The organism is Gaoshiqia sp. US2 (assembly GCF_059705485.1).
Window position 1 is genome coordinate 4,549,291 of record NZ_AP048550.1, and the last position, 18,862, is coordinate 4,568,152.

At 45.1% G+C, this 18,862-nt stretch carries 17 protein-coding genes; 14 read left to right on the forward strand and 3 right to left on the reverse strand.

Features of this window, described 5'->3' with window-relative positions; genetic code table 11:
- Nucleotides 1-109 precede the first annotated feature (109 nt).
- On the reverse strand, nucleotides 110-3,133 hold the full coding sequence (locus AC6H3C_RS18035) for a TOTE conflict system archaeo-eukaryotic primase domain-containing protein (RefSeq protein ID WP_497516857.1): 3,024 nt from the start codon (nucleotides 3,131-3,133) through the stop codon (nucleotides 110-112).
- Nucleotides 3,134-3,679: 546 nt separating this feature from the next.
- On the opposite strand from AC6H3C_RS18035, the gene AC6H3C_RS18040 reads away from it, so the two are divergent.
- The 14 genes from AC6H3C_RS18040 (at nucleotide 3,680) to AC6H3C_RS18105 (ending at nucleotide 17,605) form a co-directional block, all read left to right on the forward strand.
- Nucleotides 3,680-4,438, forward strand: a complete 759-nt coding sequence (locus AC6H3C_RS18040; protein ID WP_497516858.1) for a hypothetical protein — start codon at nucleotides 3,680-3,682, stop codon at nucleotides 4,436-4,438.
- Between the two features lie 256 nt (nucleotides 4,439-4,694).
- A complete protein-coding gene (locus AC6H3C_RS18045) occupies nucleotides 4,695-4,916 on the forward strand; it encodes a hypothetical protein (RefSeq protein WP_497516859.1) in 222 nt (73 codons plus the stop codon).
- Nucleotides 4,913-5,656 (forward strand): hypothetical protein, encoded by a 744-nt coding sequence (locus tag AC6H3C_RS18050; RefSeq protein WP_497516861.1) that lies wholly within the window; start codon nucleotides 4,913-4,915, stop codon nucleotides 5,654-5,656. Before AC6H3C_RS18045 ends, AC6H3C_RS18050 begins: the two co-directional genes overlap by 4 nt.
- Before the next feature lie 278 nt (nucleotides 5,657-5,934).
- Nucleotides 5,935-7,281, forward strand: coding sequence for an ACT domain-containing protein (locus AC6H3C_RS18055; RefSeq protein WP_497516863.1), 1,347 nt, complete (start codon nucleotides 5,935-5,937; stop codon nucleotides 7,279-7,281).
- A gap of 18 nt (nucleotides 7,282-7,299) precedes the next feature.
- The gene (locus AC6H3C_RS18060) at nucleotides 7,300-8,604 is read left to right on the forward strand and encodes an O-acetylhomoserine aminocarboxypropyltransferase/cysteine synthase family protein (protein WP_497516865.1); all 1,305 of its coding nucleotides are present in this window, start codon (nucleotides 7,300-7,302) and stop codon (nucleotides 8,602-8,604) included.
- Between the two features lie 74 nt (nucleotides 8,605-8,678).
- Nucleotides 8,679-9,596 carry a homoserine O-acetyltransferase MetA gene (gene metA / locus AC6H3C_RS18065; protein ID WP_497516867.1) on the forward strand — a complete coding sequence of 306 codons (918 nt, stop codon included), beginning with the start codon at nucleotides 8,679-8,681 and terminating at the stop codon, nucleotides 9,594-9,596.
- 104 nt (nucleotides 9,597-9,700) lie between these two features.
- Nucleotides 9,701-10,354 carry an isoprenoid biosynthesis glyoxalase ElbB gene (elbB, locus tag AC6H3C_RS18070; protein WP_497516868.1) on the forward strand — a complete coding sequence of 218 codons (654 nt, stop codon included), beginning with the start codon at nucleotides 9,701-9,703 and terminating at the stop codon, nucleotides 10,352-10,354.
- A gap of 344 nt (nucleotides 10,355-10,698) precedes the next feature.
- Entirely contained in the window at nucleotides 10,699-12,009 is a 1,311-nt protein-coding gene (locus AC6H3C_RS18075) for an acetyl-CoA hydrolase/transferase family protein (protein ID WP_497516870.1), read from the forward strand.
- A 236-nt stretch (nucleotides 12,010-12,245) separates the two neighbouring features.
- Nucleotides 12,246-12,647: a methylmalonyl-CoA epimerase gene (mce, locus tag AC6H3C_RS18080; protein WP_497516872.1), complete on the forward strand. Its 402-nt coding sequence runs from the start codon at nucleotides 12,246-12,248 to the stop codon at nucleotides 12,645-12,647.
- 38 nt (nucleotides 12,648-12,685) lie between these two features.
- Nucleotides 12,686-14,245 carry an acyl-CoA carboxylase subunit beta gene (locus AC6H3C_RS18085; RefSeq protein WP_497516874.1) on the forward strand — a complete coding sequence of 520 codons (1,560 nt, stop codon included), beginning with the start codon at nucleotides 12,686-12,688 and terminating at the stop codon, nucleotides 14,243-14,245.
- A gap of 9 nt (nucleotides 14,246-14,254) precedes the next feature.
- Complete coding sequence (locus AC6H3C_RS18090; protein WP_497516876.1) at nucleotides 14,255-15,142, forward strand: OadG family transporter subunit; 888 nt, start codon at nucleotides 14,255-14,257, stop codon at nucleotides 15,140-15,142.
- A 12-nt stretch (nucleotides 15,143-15,154) separates the two neighbouring features.
- A complete protein-coding gene (locus tag AC6H3C_RS18095) occupies nucleotides 15,155-15,598 on the forward strand; it encodes an acetyl-CoA carboxylase biotin carboxyl carrier protein (protein ID WP_497516878.1) in 444 nt (147 codons plus the stop codon).
- A gap of 3 nt (nucleotides 15,599-15,601) precedes the next feature.
- Nucleotides 15,602-16,756 (forward strand): sodium ion-translocating decarboxylase subunit beta, encoded by a 1,155-nt coding sequence (locus AC6H3C_RS18100; protein WP_497516879.1) that lies wholly within the window; start codon nucleotides 15,602-15,604, stop codon nucleotides 16,754-16,756.
- 87 nt (nucleotides 16,757-16,843) lie between these two features.
- Nucleotides 16,844-17,605, forward strand: coding sequence for a ThuA domain-containing protein (locus AC6H3C_RS18105; protein ID WP_497516881.1), 762 nt, complete (start codon nucleotides 16,844-16,846; stop codon nucleotides 17,603-17,605).
- A gap of 69 nt (nucleotides 17,606-17,674) precedes the next feature.
- Here the strand turns inward: AC6H3C_RS18105 and AC6H3C_RS18110 are convergent, their stop codons facing one another.
- Together AC6H3C_RS18110 and AC6H3C_RS18115 are read right to left on the reverse strand one after the other, a co-directional pair.
- The gene (locus tag AC6H3C_RS18110) at nucleotides 17,675-17,884 is read right to left on the reverse strand and encodes a (2Fe-2S)-binding protein (RefSeq protein WP_497516883.1); all 210 of its coding nucleotides are present in this window, start codon (nucleotides 17,882-17,884) and stop codon (nucleotides 17,675-17,677) included.
- A gap of 80 nt (nucleotides 17,885-17,964) precedes the next feature.
- Entirely contained in the window at nucleotides 17,965-18,765 is an 801-nt protein-coding gene (locus AC6H3C_RS18115; protein WP_497516885.1) for an HD domain-containing protein, read from the reverse strand.
- Nucleotides 18,766-18,862 lie beyond the last annotated feature (97 nt).

Here is an 18,862-nt window from a genome sequence, read left to right on the forward strand (position 1 = left end):
AACTTCACGAAGAAAAAATTGCATTCTATGAGTGCATGTTGAAAGAAAAAGGCGATCTGCATTCTCAAACAGGCTTGTTCGATCGAACCCTCCCTATCAACCAGCCCGCTCAGTCCACCTTCTTTATACTTTGAATCAGTTCATTGGCAATATTCGAACTTTCAAGTCGCATGATACTTTCTTCGGCGGTGCCAAAGCTTAACAGGTTAATGCTGCCGTACCAAACAATCTTTTCATCCATAACGGCAAACTTTTGATGGATATTTGATTTAAAGATGACACCAATCCCATAACTTTTTAACAATTCAATTGTCGTCTGCCAGGCAGTCAAATCCTTGTCTTTGAAATCTTCAGCAGGTCGGGTCACGACGACCACTTTTGCACCATTTTTAAGAGCAATTCCAAGATTCTGTGTCATCTGAAAAGTCCGCCGTTTTGTTACAAACGGGCTTACGATTAGTATCTCCCTTGACGCGCTGACAATATCATTGGAATATACCGGCAGGAAATTGGTTTTATCAAAAATGATATCCGTGGATCCTGCTGCAATATTTTCGCCTTTTGCCTTGTAGCCGATAGACGCATATCCTGCAAGCCGTTTATTGTACATCTTCTCCAGCATCCGTACCCGGACATCCACATAGTCATAAATCAGCACTTCTTTTTTCCCTTCAAATAATCTGTGAAGTCTCCCCGCATATTGCTGTAAAGTTCCTTTCCACGAAATGGGCATAGCCAGAAATAGGGTGTCAAGCCTTGGTTCATCAAAGCCTTCGCCAATGTACCGCCCTGTTGCAACTAAAGTCAGCGATCTGTAATTGGGGATTTCTGAAATACGGGTCATGGTCTCCTTGGTTCCTTTTACTCCCATGCCGCCAGTGAGTGAAATTACATCCGGGATCCTTTTGCTGAATTCGTTGGCAAGTAACTCAACATGAGCTGTCCTTTCTGTCAGGACCAGGCAATTCCTGCCATTTTGGTGACATTGAATGACATCATCTACGATTAACTGATTTCTCATTTCATTTTCAATGATTCCGGCGTACAGTTCATGAATTGGGATATCTTTCTCTTCTTTGTCCAACGGCACGTTGAAAGAAGTGAACCTGGGTATGATAAAATGTTCGAAAGGCCTTTTCTCTGCTTGCGTTTTGGCATCGTCCCGGTAACGGATTAGGCCACATTGCATAAAAATAATGGGATGGTGTCCATCCTTTCTGGTCGGAGTAGCTGTTAAGCCGTAAACATACTTAGCGTTCACATTTTTCAATATCATCTCAAAACTGAAAGCCGAAACATGATGGCACTCGTCAACGATCACCATGCCATAATCTTTCACACATTCCTTTACTTCTCCCATTCTGCTCAGCGATTGCATAACCGCAATATCAATGACACCGTTCAATGCCTGCTTTCCGGCTCCCATCTGTCCGACAATGCTTTTATTTTTCCCTCTTTTTCTGATTTTCTTTTGCAAGTCATCCGGTAGTAACTGGCTAATATTTGAATTAATCACCGGATGACTACTCTCTTTTTCATTGATCGTCAAAAAGGTTGAAAGCTTTTCCCTCCATTGGGAGACCAAGCTGACCTTGTCAACCAGTATGAGGGTGTTGACCTTTCTTTCGGCGATCAGTTTTATGGCTGCGACTGTTTTTCCGAAAGCCGTTGTTCCGCACAAAATTCCATGATCATGTTCCAGTAGTTTTTCAACAGCGAGAGGTTGATCATCCCTCAGACTACCCTTAAACACAACATCTATCGTTTTGCCGGGATTGGTTTTGTCGGTCCACAACACTTTCGTTTTTATTTCCTCAAACAGCAATTTTATATCCGTTTCACATCCTCGTGGTAAGCACAGGTATTCAGCCGTTTCATCCGAGCAAGATATAATCCTTGGCTTATCAAAGGTCGGTAAGCGCATGGCCTGGGCTTTGTAAAACTCAGGATTTTTGAAAGCAGCCAACCGTTTCAGGTGGTTTAATGCTCTTTGGGAAAACCCGGCTTTGGGAATAAACAACATATTGGCTTTTACAATTTCGATTTTATTGGGAAAATCATTCTTGCTGACCTCCGTCTTTTTAATACTTTCCCATGGTTTGGGCACTTCTTCATCGTCTGTTTTCAATGTCCCAAGCTCACTCCCCGTGCATAGCTTTGATATCAATTCTTCCAGTTTCCATTCGGAAAGCTTTTGGACGGATGCCAGAAAAGCCCACTGATCTTCTATCGGGTGAAAATGCTCATCAATGAAGATGCTGTTGTTATCTTTTCTTGCTGTCTTTTGCAGGGGCAGAGCTATTAAATTGCCGAAACCACCTTTCGGCATAATATCCTGATTGGGGAAGAAACGGTCATAAGATTTAAATGTGATCTCGTGCCGCTGGCTCATGGCATGGGTTAGCAGAGTACTTCCAAACTTTCGGGCCAAAGAAGCCGGAACAGGATGTTCAAAGAAAAACCAGGCATGGCCCCCGTTTCCTGATCGTGATCGTTCAATAGCAATGGGAATTTCAAACACGGAGCATACTTCCCTGAGCGTCATTATATCTTTTTGCCATCCTTCATCGTCAAAGTCAATTGCCAGAAACCAGCAGGTTTCGTTTGGGAGCAAAGGATAGATGCCGACTACAATATTTTGCTGACCACGCAAATGCGTATCAACTGCCGTCTCATTCAAAGGAAGAAAATCCTGATTTTTACAAGCCGAGCATTTTATTTTTGGCTTTTGACAAATGCCCGGTTTCCATTCATTACCACAGGCAGGTGAATAGCCGGCAGTTCCTTTTGCTTTGTTTTCCCATCTTTTTGCATACACATCATCCCGGCCCTTGAACAATGATAGGACGAGCTTGACCTTTTCTTCGGGAGCAGACATTTTGTTTAGAAAGTTATCAGAAGTTGAAGGTTTTGTTTCTACTTGCTGATCAAATAATTCCGGGTCCGGCGCAGAGATGTGTTTGGTTACGGCACTCGTATTCGTGAGGGCTTCACCTCGAATGACACCTTCACTGATTTGACTGGAGACCACTTTGATGCCAAGCTGAGCTTTCATCCTTTTGATCTCTTCTTTTAGCCGGTTGTTCTCAAAAAGCAATTGCTGATATTTCTCGTGCAACGTTTTAAAATCCATGTTTTTTTATTTGTTGCTATCTTCCTAATGGCTATCGTTTTATATAACAAGTAAAATTAAGGTTTTCCAAAAGGAATTATCAATGTATTGTTCCGCTTTATCAAAAAATTTCTTTGTCCGGTTGCAAAACAGTTGCTTATACGGGGTAAGGTGGTCACTTAGCCTCTGGGTCACAGAGGCCAGTGTTTTTCCATATCGATTGTCTTTTTTATGTTGTATTAAACATTGCTCGGAACGATAAATTTGTCCTTCTATTACGCCTCTAAAATACTAATAATCAACAACTAAAACAAATATAAACTAAAAAAAATCAATGATTTAAATACTTTTTTTTCAATCTGTTAAAGTAGAATTAACTTTCCTCCAAATAAATCACATCAGCTTATCGAAAATGAAAATGACAAACGAAAAGCCTGGTACTGGATTATTTTGATTTTACTTTTTGATGTTGTCCTTTTTTTAGGGTTTACCATCCGCAAAAAAATCAGCGATGCAAGAGAACGGATAAGAATCGCGAAGGATGCTGAAAAGAAAAAAAACATCGAAATGTCGAGACAATCACTGGCGGAGAACAATAAACCAAGAAGTTCCATCTTCCTGCTTGGAGGCTTTCAAGCTTTTGACAAAAAGGGGGAAGACATTACCAAATTTTTCACCCCTTTGATAAAAGAACTGTTCCTGATCATTCTTTTGTACCCGTTTAAAAATGGAAAAGGAATCACATCGAACAAGCTAACCGAAATGCTTTGGTTCGACAAGCCATCGGCTAAAGCTGTGAATAACCGGGCGGTGAATATGGGCAAGCTTAAGAAAATTTTGGGGCTCATTGGAACCTGTGATTTTACCAGCTCAAACGGCTACTGGACATTTGTCTATAACGAGCACATTCCGGATATGTATATTGACGTTCTTGAACTTCAAAAGATTATTCAAAAAGAAAATATACTGAAAGAAGATGTTGAGCGGCTAATCACCATTGCACAAAAGGGCCCGGTACTAACATTTTTAAATTATGAGTGGCTCGACGAGATCAAAGAAAGAATTTCCAGTCAATTAATTGATCTGCTCCTGGAATACCTTGAATATAAAAATACAGAGGAGGATACTGATTTGTTGATTAAAATTGCAGATTGCATTTTAATCTTTGATTCCATCAATGAAGAAGCGGTCGAGTTGAAATGCAAAACACTGGTCCGTGTTGGGAAACACGGCTTGGCGCAGAAAACATTTCAGAAATTTACAACGGAATATGAGCTGTTATATGCAATTCCTTACGAAAAGCAGTTTAATGAAATTCTGATGTAATATCGCCAGAATAGATGATCCAGCCTTTGATCATCTGGCACTCCGAAGAGTAATAAGTTATGCTAATTTGGATACAAAGCTGGTAGAAATGATCGGTCAAAAAGAAAAGAATCTGCAGTTAAATATGTTTCGGATCCCGTTGACACAATTTATTCATGCAAATCAAGGGTAAAATTGCTAATGTTATAAAAGCAGAGGCCAATCACCCAAAGGCATGAATCATGAGTCCTTTTGTTGACCTTACTTTACTGGCCTTTTGAATATCAGCCTTTTCAATCAACAATTGAATATTGCTTCAATTGGCTGTCTTATTTTTGAAACAGCCGTTGAAAATAAATCATCAGGCTGCCTGGAAAACCCTGCCCCCGCTGTTTGGTTGCTTCCGTTCGTCGGTGGTTATCCGCTATTTACTGAAAATATCATAGGCTTTGGCACAGGATTTGGTAAATTTGCCTGGAACGAAAACAGACAGTTATGAAAACAAAACCCAGCCTTCTGCTTCTTGTTATTTTTGTCGCCCTGCTTATCCAATCCTGTTCTGTCCCGAAAAACATTATCCGCCTCGAACCCGACCGCGAACCGGACAAATGGCTGTTCGGACAAGCATTTGTCAGCGATTCCGTTTACGGAGTCCATTATGAAGTTGGATTCGACAAACTGGAAGACAACCGATACCTGTTTGATTTTCATATCACAAACGGCTCAAACATGCCCATACTCATTGATCCGGCATCGTTTTCATGCAGAGCGTACAACGCCACCATGACCCCCTTAACGGAGAATCAGGTGGCCGCAATTAACCCGGAAAACGAAATCATGGGAATCGACAAACAATTATCCATCAATAAAGCCCGGCAGAAAAACCAGCTTGGGGCCACCCTGGCTATAGTTGGCGTTGGCCTCGCCGCGGCAATTATTACCAGTACCGACGACAATCCCCACAACGATTATCTGGCCGGAGAAATCGCCGCCGACATGGTCGACGATGTCCGGATATCGGGAATGGAGGCTGAATTTCAGGCGCAGGACCTGAACCATTTAAGAGACACCTGGGCTTCGTCAACCATCCGGAAAACCACCCTCGACAGCAATTATGCCATGTACGGTAAAGTGCTTTTCCCGGCCTTCCCCGAAGCAGCTTACCTGAAAATATCCTTACCGGTGGATGACCATTTAATTGAATTCACTTTCAAACAGATTCAGTTCCCGGCACAGTAAACTTTCTAAACTTTTTACAGGGCCCGTTGTTATTGTAAAAACATTTTTTTAGGTTTGCATCACTTAATACGAGGCATATTTCATGAATAACAGCAAAACATACCAGCTCCAATTCTGCACCCGATTCACGGGTTGTGCTGTTTATTCGATGCTTTCCATGTCTATGTGTATGCGATAGCCTTCATTCGGTATTCGTTGTCGGATATGGTGTGAAGGCGTACAAAAAAATCCCGAGATCAATTTCTTTTAATTTCTATTATCCCATAAATTTTAAATTTATGCCAGATTGTATTGTAAGGTTTGGCGGAAACAATTTAAATGATCCGCAAGTCATTTCAAGCCTGGTCCGCTTGCTGAAACAGGCAGGAACAGCACATATCTTGACGATATCGGCGACGAATGAAATCCAAAACGCCTTAACGAAAGGACTTCAAACATTGGGTGCCGGGACCGGCGATCCCGACATGATTTTAGCCCTTGTGCGTGACGAAATTGACAAGATAAAAAATCAGTTCAGGCTATCGGCCCTGCCATCCCTGACACCATTGCTGGAAAAGCTGGATATTCTGTTAAAAGGAATCCACTACACCGGCGATTTTTCACTGGCCTTGCAGGACCAGGTATTGTCGTATGCCGAAAAGATTACCGCGGCCCTGCTGGTTGACATCTTACAACAAAACGACATAGAAGCCGGCCTGGTATTCCCCGAAACGCTTGGCCTGCTGGTGAGCGAAGAATTTGGAAATGCAACGGTGCTGATTGAACAATCGCGCCCGCAGGTATCGGCTTTCAGCTTTGGCAAAGTCAATATCATTCCCGGCTCATACGGCATGACGCAACAAGGCCGTGTGGCCCGTATCGGCAGCCGGGCGGCCGATTATACCGCGGCCTCCATCGCGTCGATCCTGGACCTTCAACGGCTGGAATTATGGCAAATCGGCACTCCCTTCAAGACAGCCGACGATCAGTTGGTTGAAAACCCGGCTTATATCGACAGTCTGACCTACGCCGAAGCCTCAGAACTGGCCTATTTCAATTATTCGGGCATTCACCCCCGCATTGTTGAGCCGCTGATTGAAAAACACATTCCTATTTATGTATATGAATTGGCTGACGGAGAAAAAATACTCCGGACCGTCATTAATTCAAAAAGCATTGTAACGCCACAGGTAGTGAAAAGCGTGGCGTATACCGACGACATTGCCATTCTGAAGCTGAACGGACCAGGTGTCGGATTTAAACCGGGTATCCTGGCAAAGGTCACCACCGCCTTTAACAAACAGCATATTAATATTCGTTCGGTGATTACGGCCCAAACCAGCATCAATATCATGGTTGACAAAGCTTCGATCGAACGGGCCCGGCAGTTGTCGCGCGAACTGGATTTACCATCGGTGAGCGAGGTCGAAATTGCTGAACAGGTGTGCCTGATTGCGATTGTGGGGCACGGTATGCAACAAAATCATGGCATCTCGGCGGCCCTGTTCTCTGCCGTTGCAAAAAACAGGATCAACGTGCTGATCAGCGGATCGGGCGCTTCCGACCTGGTAAGTTATCTTGTTGTCGACAAGCGTGATAAAATAAAAGCCATCCAGGAAATTCATAAAATATTTTTTCATAATTAATCCCTAAAAGAGAATACGATGACGAGTAAAAATCTGAAATTCGAGACCCTGCAGCTACATGCAGGTCAACAAGCCGATCCAACGACCGGCTCGCGGGCGGTCCCCATCTATCAAACCAGTTCGTATGTGTTTAAAGATGCGGACCATGCTGCCAATTTATTCGGGTTAAAAGAATTCGGGAACATTTATACCCGCATTATGAATCCCACCTCAGACGTGTTTGAGCAACGCATGGCGGCGCTCGAAGGCGGTGTGGCAGCGCTGGCGGTAGCTTCGGGCCACGCCGCGCAGTTCCTGATCTTCAATACCTTGCTTGGATTAGGCGATAACTTTGTCAGTTCGCCTTTCCTGTATGGAGGAACCTACAATCAATTCACCGTTTCATTCAAAAAACAGGGAATTGAAGCCCGGCTGACCGAAGACCTGAGTCCGGAGTCATTTGAAAAACGGATTGATGATAAAACAAAACTGATCTTTCTCGAAACCATCGGCAATCCCGGCTATGTTATTCCCGATTTTGACGCGATTGCCGACCTGGCCCGGAAATACGACATTCCGCTGGTTGTTGACAATACCTTTGCCGGCGGCGGCTACCTGTTCCGCCCCATCGAACATGGCGCCAACATCGTGGTTGAATCGGCCACCAAATGGATCGGCGGACACGGAACCAGCATCGGCGGGGTGATTGTCGATGCCGGAAATTACAATTGGGGGAACGGCAAATTCCCCGGATTCACCGAACCGTCGGAGGGTTATCACGGACTGAAATTCTGGGATGTCTTTAACTTCGACGGCCCGTTTGGAAACATCGCCTTTATCATTAAAGCCCGGGTGGAAGGTTTACGTGATTTTGGTCCGGCCATCAGCCCGTTTAATTCCTTCCTGTTGCTGCAAGGGCTGGAAACGCTGTCTTTGCGCATGGACAGGCACGTTCAGAATGCCCAGCAATTAGCCGAATGGCTCGAGAAGCACCCGAAAGTGGAAAGCGTGAATTACCCGGGACTGAAAAGTAACCCATCCTACGAACTGGCGAAAAAGTATTTCCCAAAAGGGCCCGGAAGCATGTTGAACTTCACGGTTAAAGGAGGAACAGAAGAAGCCAAACAGGTTGTCAACAACCTGCAACTGGCGAGCCATCTGGCCAATGTGGGCGATGCCAAAACGCTGATCATCCAGCCTGCGGCAACTACGCACCAGCAGCTATCGGCCGAAGCCCAGCTGGCCGCCGGGGTTTACCCGTCGCAGCTACGCGTATCGGTAGGCCTTGAGCATATTGATGACATCATTGCCGATTTTGAACAAGCCCTGAACAAAATTGGTTAATTAACAGAGAGAGCTTGCCCTGTAACTCAATATGGTTGCAGGCAAGCCGATTTAATATTTTAAACGATAAAATTATGCCACTGAATATTCCGGATAAGTTACCAGCCATTGAGCTGCTCCTGAAGGAAAACATTTTTGTTATTGATGAAACCCGTGCCTCACATCAGGATATTCGTCCGTTAAAACTGGTCATCCTGAACCTGATGCCCTTAAAAATCACCACAGAAACTGATTTATTGCGGGTTTTGTCAAATTCGCCGCTTCAGGTTGAAATCGATTTTTTGAAGATCAAAGATCACCAGCATAAAAACACTTCAGCCGAACACATGAAGATGTTTTATAAAAACTTTGATGAAATCAAAAACAGGAAATACGATGGCATGATCATTACCGGCGCTCCCGTCGAACATTTGCCCTTTGAAGAAGTCACCTACTGGAACGAGATGAAAACCATTCTCGACTGGTCGCTTCACCACGTCACCTCCTCCTTTTTTATTTGCTGGGCCTCACAGGCAGCCCTATTCCATTTTTACGGCATTCCCAAATACCCATTGGACAAAAAAATGTTCGGCGTGTTCAAACACCGGATCTCTGATAATAAATTGCCCATTTTTAGAGGATTTGATGATGAGTACTATGTTCCTCATTCCCGGCACACCGAAATCAGGGCCGAAGATATCGACAAGGCGCCCGAACTCGAGATCATTTCCCGTTCTGCCGAATCGGGCGTTAACATGATCATGGCCCGTAACGGACGACAGATTTTTATTACCGGACATGCCGAATATGCCCGCGAAACCCTGGATAATGAATACAAACGCGACCTGTCAAAAAATTTGCCGATCGATATCCCTGTAAACTATTACCCGGACGATAATCCTCAAAATAAACCCTTGTTAAAATGGCGGTCTGCGGCAAATTTACTATTCACAAACTGGCTAAACTACTATGTTTACCAGGAAACGCCCTATAACCTGGATGACATTGGATAGAAAATAAAATTGAACCGGCCACCGCGTACAAGTAAACAGACTGATAATATTATTTTCAGGTTCTCGGAAAATCCGTAATTTTAGAGAAACCAAAATTAAATACCATGTCAACAAAAAAGAGAATCGCAGTTGTATTGTCTGGTTGCGGTGTTTACGACGGAGCTGAAATTCATGAAGCCACCCTCACCCTGTTGGCAATTTCGCGTGCAGGCGCCGAATATGTCATCTTTGCACCCGATATCCCCCAAACCCAAGTCATTAACCACCTGACCGGTGAAGTGATGAATGAAAGCCGGAATGTCCTGGTTGAATCGGCCAGGATTGCCCGTGGAAAAATTGAAAACCTGAAAAATTACAAGGCCTCCGCATTTGATGCCCTGATTTTTCCGGGTGGTTTCGGCGCTGCAAAAAATCTCAGCAGCTTTGCATTCGACGGCTCCGACTGCACCGTTGATCCCGATGTCGAGTCAGCGGTCAGAAGTACGGTCGCAGCAGGAAAACCGATCGGGGCCTTATGCATCGCCCCGGCCGTTATTACGAAAATTCTGGGCAATGTTGAAGTCACCATCGGAAACGATTCGGGCACGGCCGGCGCCATTGAGGCGATGGGTGGAAAACACACGCATACCACGCACGGAGAAGTGATTGTCGACCGGAAATACAAAGTGCTCAGCACCCCTTGTTACATGCTTAATGCCAGCATTTCCCAAATTGCCGAAGGGGCTGAAAATCTGATAAAAACCATTCTCTACATCTGATTCTGCCGATTGAAAATTAACGGCTGGTTTTCTCCCGACATTCAAATTTATGTGACAGGCCGGAGAAAACCAGCCAGTTTCATTTTAATAAGTTTCACAACATCCCCGCCCCGTTTCTTTTACTATTCTTCTCTCCTATTGAACAAAATTTCAGTTTAAAACGTTTGGCCCGGTCTCGTTTCAGGCAATCATTTCCTCCCTAATCTTTTTTCTTAACATTAAATTCAAATAACTGTCATTTTGCTTAGACTACTTTTAAATAAGCCACTTTACTCGACCGTTGCTTTTTAAATTTTTATATTTGCCGCAAATTTTCAGAGCGCAATCTATTCTAATTCACAATTATGAAACAAATCAAATACGTTACACCTCAAGAAGCTGTACAAGTTATAAAATCCGGCGATCGTGTTCATCTCAGCAGTGTGGCAGTTACGCCGCATACGCTGATAAAACCAATGGTTGAGCACGGACGGAACGGAGAACTCTTCGATGTAAAAATTCAGCATATTCACGTGGAAGGAAACGTGGAATATGCCAATCCTGAATTTGAAGGGATTTTTGTATCCGAGCAATTTTTCGTAGGCGGCAACCTGCGAAAGCAAACCCAGGCCGGTTATGCCGATTATATTCCGGTTTTCCTGAGTGAAACACAAAAACTGATCCGCGAAGGCTACACCAAGGTAAACGTGGCCATGATTATGTGTTCAATGCCTGACAAACACGGTTTTGTATCGCTCGGCACATCGGTTGATGCCACCCTGGCCGCTGTACAAACAGCCGATGTGGTTATTGCAGCGGTTAATCCCAATGTGCCCCGCGCCTGGGGCGATGCCATGATCCACATCAACGAAATCGATATTTTTGTTGAAGACAACATTGAGCTTTATGCGCACGATATGGCCCCGCTAACTGAAACTGAAACCGCCATCGGCCGGAATGTGGCCGAACTGGTCGAAGACGGCGCATGTTTGCAAATGGGTATCGGCGGTATCCCCAATGCCGTGCTGGCCCAGTTAGGAAACCACAAAGACCTCGGCGTACACACCGAAATGTTTGCCGACGGAATCCTGCCACTGGTTGATAAAGGAGTTGTTACCGGTAAACACAAAAACCTCGACAAAGGCAAAATGGTGGCCTCGTTCCTGATGGGAACCAAAGCGCTGTACGACTTTATCGACGATAACCCCATGGTGGCCATGATGGATGTTGGTTATACCAACAGTGTCAGCGTCATCCGCCAGTTAGACAAGGTAACAGCCATCAACTCGGCGTTGGCGATCGATTTAACCGGTCAGGTTTGCGCCGACTCCATTGGTATTAAACACTATTCGGGCGTTGGCGGGCAAATTGACTTTATTCGCGGTGCAGGTTACTCAAAGGGCGGTAAACCCATCATTGCCATCCCCTCGGTTACCGAAAAAGGCATTTCAAAAATCAGTCCCACCCTGCTCCCCGGATCAGGCGTCGTGAGCACCCGCGCCAACATGCACTGGGTAGTCACCGAATACGGAGCGGTAAACCTGTATGGAAAAACCTTGCAGGAACGAGCAAAATTGCTGATCTCCATTGCCCATCCTGAACATCGGGAAACATTGGATAAAGCTGCTTTTGAACGCTTTGGCCCCCACTTCTATTTTAAAGGAAAAACGAACTAAATAAAGAAGGCAGGCGGGAGTCCTGCCTTTTTTTCAAAAATATTTTTTTATAACCAAATAAAGAACACTGATATCATCCGGCCGTAAAATAAATCCGCCATGAGCCGGTTAACGAAATATGACATCCTGATTTTCGAACTTTTGAGCTATTCGTTTAAAAAGGATATAACCGGAGCATTTTACGACAACATCGATAACTGAACACAATTTTTACAACCTTATAATACTTTATACAAATGGAAATATCACATATTGAACACATCGGCATTGCAGTAAACAGCCTTGAAGAGGCCATCCCCTATTACGAAAATGTATTAGGTTTAAAATGTTATGCCATTGAAGAAGTAGCCGACCAAAAAGTTAAAACCGCCTTTTTTAAGGTAGGCAACACAAAAATTGAGCTGCTCGAATCAACCGACCCGGAAGGACCAATCGGCAAATTCATTGAAAAGAAAGGACAAGGAATCCATCACCTGGCATTCGCAGTTGACAACGTCGGCAAAGCGTTGACCGAAGCCCAGGAAAAAGGAGTTGTTCTGATTGACAAAAGCTCACGTAAGGGAGCTGAAGGTTTAAATATCGGTTTCCTTCACCCAAAATCAACCTTAGGTGTATTGACTGAATTTTGCTCCGAGTAACAAATTTGACTACCAATTTTTATTTACAAAAATCAACAATGAATAATCAGGATAAAATCAAACAACTTATTGACCTCCGCAGCGAGGCCAAACTGGGAGGCGGAGAGAAAAGAATCGAAGCCCAACACCAAAAAGGAAAGTTAACCGCGCGCGAACGGATCGACTTGCTGCTCGACGAGGGCAGTTTCGAAGAATTTGACATGTTCGTCACCCACCGGTGCGACAACTTCGGCATCGAAAAAACCAAATTTTTAGGCGACGGCGTTGTGACCGGACAGGGAACCATCGATGGCCGTTTGGTTTACGTTTTTTCACAGGACTTCACCGTTTTTGGAGGCTCACTGTCTGAAACTTTCGCCCAAAAAATTTGCAAAGTGATGGATATGGCCCTGAAAGTGGGCGCTCCGCTGGTCGGCATTAACGACTCGGGCGGCGCACGGATCCAGGAAGGTGTTACCGCCCTGGCCGGTTATGCCGAGATTTTCGAGCGCAACATCATGGCATCGGGTGTCATTCCCCAGATTTCAGCTATTTTCGGCCCCTGTGCAGGCGGTGCGGTATATTCTCCGGCGCTCACCGACTACATCATCATGAGCAAAGGAACCAGTTACATGTTTGTAACAGGGCCTAAAGTGGTTAAAACAGTTACCGGCGAAGTGGTCACCGACGAACAACTGGGCGGAGCCTCCGTTCACGGTTCCAAATCGGGCGTTACCCACTTTATTGCCGAAGACGAACAGGAAGGACTTGCCCTCATCCGTAAACTGCTGAGCTATCTGCCCCAAAACAACCTGGAAGATGCTCCTTTGGCGCCTTGCGACGATCCGATCGACCGTTTGGATGATTTTCTGAATGAAGTAATCCCCGATAATCCGAATAAACCGTACGATGTAAAAGATGTCATCTATTCCATCGTCGACTACAATGAATTCCTCGAAGTACACCGGAATTACGCACAAAATATTGTGGTTGGTTTTGCCCGGTTCAACGGCATTTCAACCGGAATTGTAGCCAACCAGCCAAACTACCTGGCCGGCGTACTCGACATCAATGCGTCGCGTAAGGCCGCCCGCTTTGTACGTTTCTGCGATGCCTTTAACATTCCGATTGTTACACTGGTTGATGTTCCCGGATTTTTACCCGGAACGGCCCAGGAATACGGCGGTATTATTTCGCATGGTGCCAAATTGTTGTTTGCTTACGGTGAAGCTACGGTTCCGAAAGTAACGGTAATCCTGCGGAAATCGTATGGCGGCGCCTATTGCGTGATGAGTTCAAAACACCTGCGCGGCGATTTGAACTACTCGTGGCCGACCGGCGAAATTGCCGTTATGGGACCAAAAGGAGCCATCGAAGTACTGCAAAGTAAAAAAATCAAGGAGATTGAAGACGACCAGGAACGCGCTGAATTTGTCGCAAAACAGGAAGAAGAGTACAAAGATAAATTCGCGAATCCTTACAATGCAGCCAGGTATGGTTACATCGATGATGTCATCGAACCGCGCAACACCCGTTTCCGGATTATCCGTGCGCTCCAGTCGCTGGCAACCAAAAAAGATGTCATGCCTCCGAAAAAACACACCAATATTCCATTATAACGAACAACCATGCAAAACAGATTCAAACAGTTATTGACCGGGATCGTCATCTACCTGGTGGTTTTTACAGGCCAAACGCTGAAAGCGCAAAGTGCCTCCGACCTCCGGTTTAATGAAGTTCTGGTGTACAACGATTCAAACTATGTTGATGAATTTGGCCTTCGCAGTGGTTGGATCGAAATAGTCAATTCATCATTCAGCAATGTCAACATCGCCGGCTGTTACCTGACCGACGATCTGAATAATCCGACCAAATACTGGATTCCTACAGGTACGCAATTAACGGCGCTGGCCCCGAGGGGATTTATCCTGTTTTTTGCCGACGATCATCCCAGCCGGGGTATTTTTCACCTGAATTTTACCCTCGAAGAAGGAAAAACCATCGCGCTTGTTGATGCAAACGGCAGAACAATCATTGATAAACTGGAATTAGGCAAAGGCCACCGGCCCGACATGTCGTATGCCCGCTTAAGCCCCGATCATGATTCCTGGGAGTTTAAAGAAAAAACCACTCCCGGCTCGGATAACGACCACAGCAAGAAAGCCTCATCCGGTGAAAAATTCGTTCAAATTGACCCGGCAGGTATGGGTTTGACCCTGGTCGCCATGTTCGTTGTGTTTTCGTCGCTGGCCATCCTGTATATTTTTTATAAGATAGTTGGCCGCCTGTTTACACGCGCGAAAAAAGTGAAACCGAAAGAGGGTGAAGCAACTGTTGCAGCTGCGCCGGTGGAACAACTATCGGGTGAAGTGAATGCCGCCATTGCCATGACCCTGTACCTGTATCAGACCGAAATGCACGATTTTGAGAATACCGTGCTGACGATTAAGAAGGTTTCCAGATCGTATTCACCCTGGAGCTCGAAAATTTACACCTTAAGAAAAACTCCCCGCTAACAAATATCAACCATGAAAAAGTTCAAATTCACCATAAACGGTAATCAATACGAAAGCGAGATTATCAATATTGAAGATAATATTGCAGAAATCGAGATAAACGGCTCGTTGTACAAAGTTGAAGTTGACAAAGAAATTAAAGCCTCGAAAACGCCAAAACTGGTTCGTCCCAAGGCTATTCCTTCAACCGACATTCACCCGGCCGAAGCTAAAACAAGCAGCCCGTCTGCGCCAAAAGGAGCCGGAAATATCAAATCACCACTACCGGGGGTGATCCTCGAAATCTTTGTCAAAGAAGGAGACCTTGTAGAACGAGGACAAAAATTGTTGATGCTCGAAGCCATGAAAATGGAAAATAACATCGAAGCAGATAAGGCAGGCAAAGTTATTTCAATCAAGGTTAGCAACGGCGCTTCGGTGATGGAGGGCGACGTGCTGATGGTAATAGGAGAATAAGATATGGGTACATTTATAGAATTCATACTCGAACACGTTGCTCAATTCTTCCAGTTTACCGCCTTTGCAAACATGACCGTCGGCCACCTGCTGATGATTGCCATTGGCCTGGTATTCATTTACCTGGCTATTGCAAAAGAGTTCGAACCCATGTTGCTGATTCCTATTGGCTTTGGTATTCTGGTCGGGAACATCGCCTTTTCACCTGGTTTTAAAATCGGGGTTTACGAAACAGGCAGTGTTTTAAACTACTTGTATTTCGGGGTAGCACAAGGGGTATATCCGCCTCTGATTTTCCTGGGGATCGGCGCAATGACCGATTTCTCCTCGCTGATCTCGAACCCGAAACTGATTTTGATTGGGGCTGCAGCCCAGTTTGGTATTTTCGGCGCCTACTGTATTGCTCTGGCGCTTGGTTTCAGTCCCACCGAAGCGGGGGCCATTGGTATTATTGGCGGCGCCGACGGTCCGACGGCCATCTTCATCTCGTCGAAACTGGCGCCCGACCTGATGGGCGCCATTGCGGTTTCGGCCTACTCGTACATGGCCCTGGTGCCTGTTATCCAGCCGCCCATCATGCGATTGCTGACGAACCGGAAAGAACGTGTCATCCGGATGAAACCGCCGCGTGCTGTTTCCAAAACCGAAAAAATCATCTTTGCCATCAGCGGGATGTTGCTCACCACCTTTATTGTGCCGAGCGGTTTGCCTTTGCTGGGTATGCTTTTCTTCGGTAACTTACTGAAAGAAAGCGGCGTTACCAAACGCTTAGCCGACACAGCCAAAGGTCCGCTGATCGATATCGTCACCATCCTGCTCGGTTTAACCGTTGGAGCGTCAACCCAGGCAACAACCTTCCTGACGGTGAAGTCAGTTGGTATTTTCTTCCTGGGCGCACTTTCGTTCGTGATTGCTACCTCCGTAGGTGTGTTGTTTGTTAAGTTTATCAATTTATTTTTGAAAGAAGGAAACAAAATCAATCCGCTGATCGGTAACGCGGGCGTATCGGCTGTTCCCGACAGCGCCCGCATTTCGCAGACGATCGGGCTTCAGTACGACAAAACAAATTATTTGCTGATGCACGCCATGGGGCCAAACGTAGCCGGGGTCATCGGATCGGCTGTTGCCGCCGGTATCCTGCTCAGCTTCCTGATGTAATCGCTGTTTTACATGATAAACAAAAAGCTTCTCTTCCAAAAAAGAGGAGCTTTTTTTGTATACTTGCACAAACTAATACCTGATCCAATGAGAAAAATTTTATCATCATTTTTGATTGCACTACTTACGATTCCTGCCTTTTCGCAGGAAAAAAGCGAAGCAAGCCCGTCTAAACTGAATGTGTTGGTATTTTCGAAAACCGCCGGATTTCGCCACAATTCCATTGCCAACGGGATTAAAATCCTCAGCGAGCTGGCACAGGAGCATGCCTGGGAGTTAACATCCACCGAAAATAGTCAGTTAATCACGCCCGGTTTTTTAACCCACTTTGATGTCGTTGTCTTTCTGAATCCTACCGGGGACATTTTTAACCAAGAGCAGGAAAAGGCATTTGCCGACTTCATGAAGACCGGGAAAGGTTTTGTCGGAATTCATGCTTCGGCTGATTGTGAATACGACTGGGACTGGTACGGCGGATTAAACGGGGCATATTTCCGGATGCATCCGCCGGCACAGGAAGGCACCGTAATTTTTGAAGATTGTAATCATCCGGCGATGAAAGTATTCGAAGGAAAAAACAGCTGGACGACTTTTGATGAATGGTACTCGTTTAAAGCCAATCCCCGGGCAAAAGTTAATGTTTTGGCCCGTCTGGACGAGTCGTCGATTAAAAAAGCGAATAACGACGACTGGAAAATGGGCGATCACCCGATCGTCTGGTGGCAGGAGTACGAGGTAGCCCGGTCGTTCTATACCGGTTTTGGGCACACTTCAGAAGCCTTTGACGACCCGAACGTGAAGGCACACCTCGCCGGAGCCATTGAATGGGCCGGTAAACGAAAGAACTAAAATTCCGAAAAACGTTTTGACAATTATAAAACGCAGGGAGCGGGTTTGAAAACAGACCCGCTTTCTGTTTTAGAGGTCTAACCGCCCCTGCAGTTCCTGATCTTGTGTCGCAAAAAAATCTTCAACAATACGGTCGATGGTCATCAAACACTTGCCACAACTGGTTCCGGCCCGGGTTGCATACTGAATGTCTGATGTATCTTTTGCCCCCTTTTTTAATTCGTTGATAATCTCCTTCTCCGAAACCATATTGCATATACAAACCAAACGGTCACTCATCTTTATTGTATTCTTTTTATAACACGATCATTCGCCCGCCATTCATTCAATTCACAACGACATGATTCCATGCCGCCTGATCAGGCAACAAACTTATTTTCAATAAATAACCTGATCTGACGGTATACCTCTATTACATCGTCCCGTTTCGGAAGTGTGTCGTAAATCTTTTGCGTGAGCTGTTTTTCATTCAACAGTTGGAAACTGTCTTTGAAATTTAAATCATAAACCATTGCCAACAGAAATAGTTTAAAATCGTTTACTGAGTGCAGATCTTTTTTGAGCACCGGTTTACCGGCCCGCAAAGCTTTAATCACCAATTCACTCACTCCCGGCGTATTGGGCAAACCATAACTTATTGAAGGCAACAAGAACGATCCGTCGCGCTTCAGGTGAGACACGCAAATTCCCCAAATATCGAGTTTATCGGCATCACGCAGGATTTTACTGAATTGAGAAACCTGATCGTCGACCATGTTCACAACTGCTTTATTGTGCAATTCAATAACCTGGGGCACCAGTTGTTGCAACGGTTCCGGCCAGCTTGAAAAAAAATCCTGTTCTTTCAGAACGGAAACGCTTAAAGCAGCATGATCCTCCGATTTTGTATCGTCAAAGGTTTTGTACTTCTCAAATTGCTGAAATCTTCCCAAATCGTGAAGTAAACCGATGATGCGGGCCAGTTCGCGACCATTTTCATCCAAATTCAGCTTTTGTGCCAGTTGCATTGATAATCCGGCCACTCTCAACGAATGGTCTTTCTTCAGTTGCAAACTATCCGCCACCGAAACATCCTTTCCTGCAAGCTGTTTCCGGGTATAATCCTCAAAGAAATTATTTGCAGTCTCCGCGATATGCTTCATCATTGCTAATTGTTCCATAGTGCGCAAAAATAATCGATTTGCAATCTCCTTCAATTTTCCTTCCGAAAGATTTATCAACAACACACAAAACATCCTTTATTCGTAAGTTTTTAAT

What these genes read in the sequence shown, in the direction of transcription:
- AC6H3C_RS18110 (WP_497516883.1), bottom strand. Translation starts at nt 17,884, where the DNA reads ATGAGTGACCGTTTGGTTTGTATATGCAATATGGTTTCGGAGAAGGAG.
- AC6H3C_RS18085 (WP_497516874.1), top strand. Translation starts at nt 12,686, where the DNA reads ATGAATAATCAGGATAAAATCAAACAACTTATTGACCTCCGCAGCGAG.
- mce (WP_497516872.1), top strand. Translation starts at nt 12,246, where the DNA reads ATGGAAATATCACATATTGAACACATCGGCATTGCAGTAAACAGCCTT.
- AC6H3C_RS18105 (WP_497516881.1), top strand. Translation starts at nt 16,844, where the DNA reads ATGAGAAAAATTTTATCATCATTTTTGATTGCACTACTTACGATTCCT.
- metA (WP_497516867.1), top strand. Translation starts at nt 8,679, where the DNA reads ATGCCACTGAATATTCCGGATAAGTTACCAGCCATTGAGCTGCTCCTG.
- AC6H3C_RS18040 (WP_497516858.1), top strand. Translation starts at nt 3,680, where the DNA reads ATGTCGAGACAATCACTGGCGGAGAACAATAAACCAAGAAGTTCCATC.
- AC6H3C_RS18115 (WP_497516885.1), bottom strand. Translation starts at nt 18,765, where the DNA reads ATGGAACAATTAGCAATGATGAAGCATATCGCGGAGACTGCAAATAAT.
- AC6H3C_RS18095 (WP_497516878.1), top strand. Translation starts at nt 15,155, where the DNA reads ATGAAAAAGTTCAAATTCACCATAAACGGTAATCAATACGAAAGCGAG.
- elbB (WP_497516868.1), top strand. Translation starts at nt 9,701, where the DNA reads ATGTCAACAAAAAAGAGAATCGCAGTTGTATTGTCTGGTTGCGGTGTT.
- AC6H3C_RS18050 (WP_497516861.1), top strand. Translation starts at nt 4,913, where the DNA reads ATGAAAACAAAACCCAGCCTTCTGCTTCTTGTTATTTTTGTCGCCCTG.
- AC6H3C_RS18100 (WP_497516879.1), top strand. Translation starts at nt 15,602, where the DNA reads ATGGGTACATTTATAGAATTCATACTCGAACACGTTGCTCAATTCTTC.
- AC6H3C_RS18075 (WP_497516870.1), top strand. Translation starts at nt 10,699, where the DNA reads ATGAAACAAATCAAATACGTTACACCTCAAGAAGCTGTACAAGTTATA.
- AC6H3C_RS18090 (WP_497516876.1), top strand. Translation starts at nt 14,255, where the DNA reads ATGCAAAACAGATTCAAACAGTTATTGACCGGGATCGTCATCTACCTG.
- AC6H3C_RS18035 (WP_497516857.1), bottom strand. Translation starts at nt 3,133, where the DNA reads ATGGATTTTAAAACGTTGCACGAGAAATATCAGCAATTGCTTTTTGAG.
- AC6H3C_RS18055 (WP_497516863.1), top strand. Translation starts at nt 5,935, where the DNA reads ATGCCAGATTGTATTGTAAGGTTTGGCGGAAACAATTTAAATGATCCG.
- AC6H3C_RS18060 (WP_497516865.1), top strand. Translation starts at nt 7,300, where the DNA reads ATGACGAGTAAAAATCTGAAATTCGAGACCCTGCAGCTACATGCAGGT.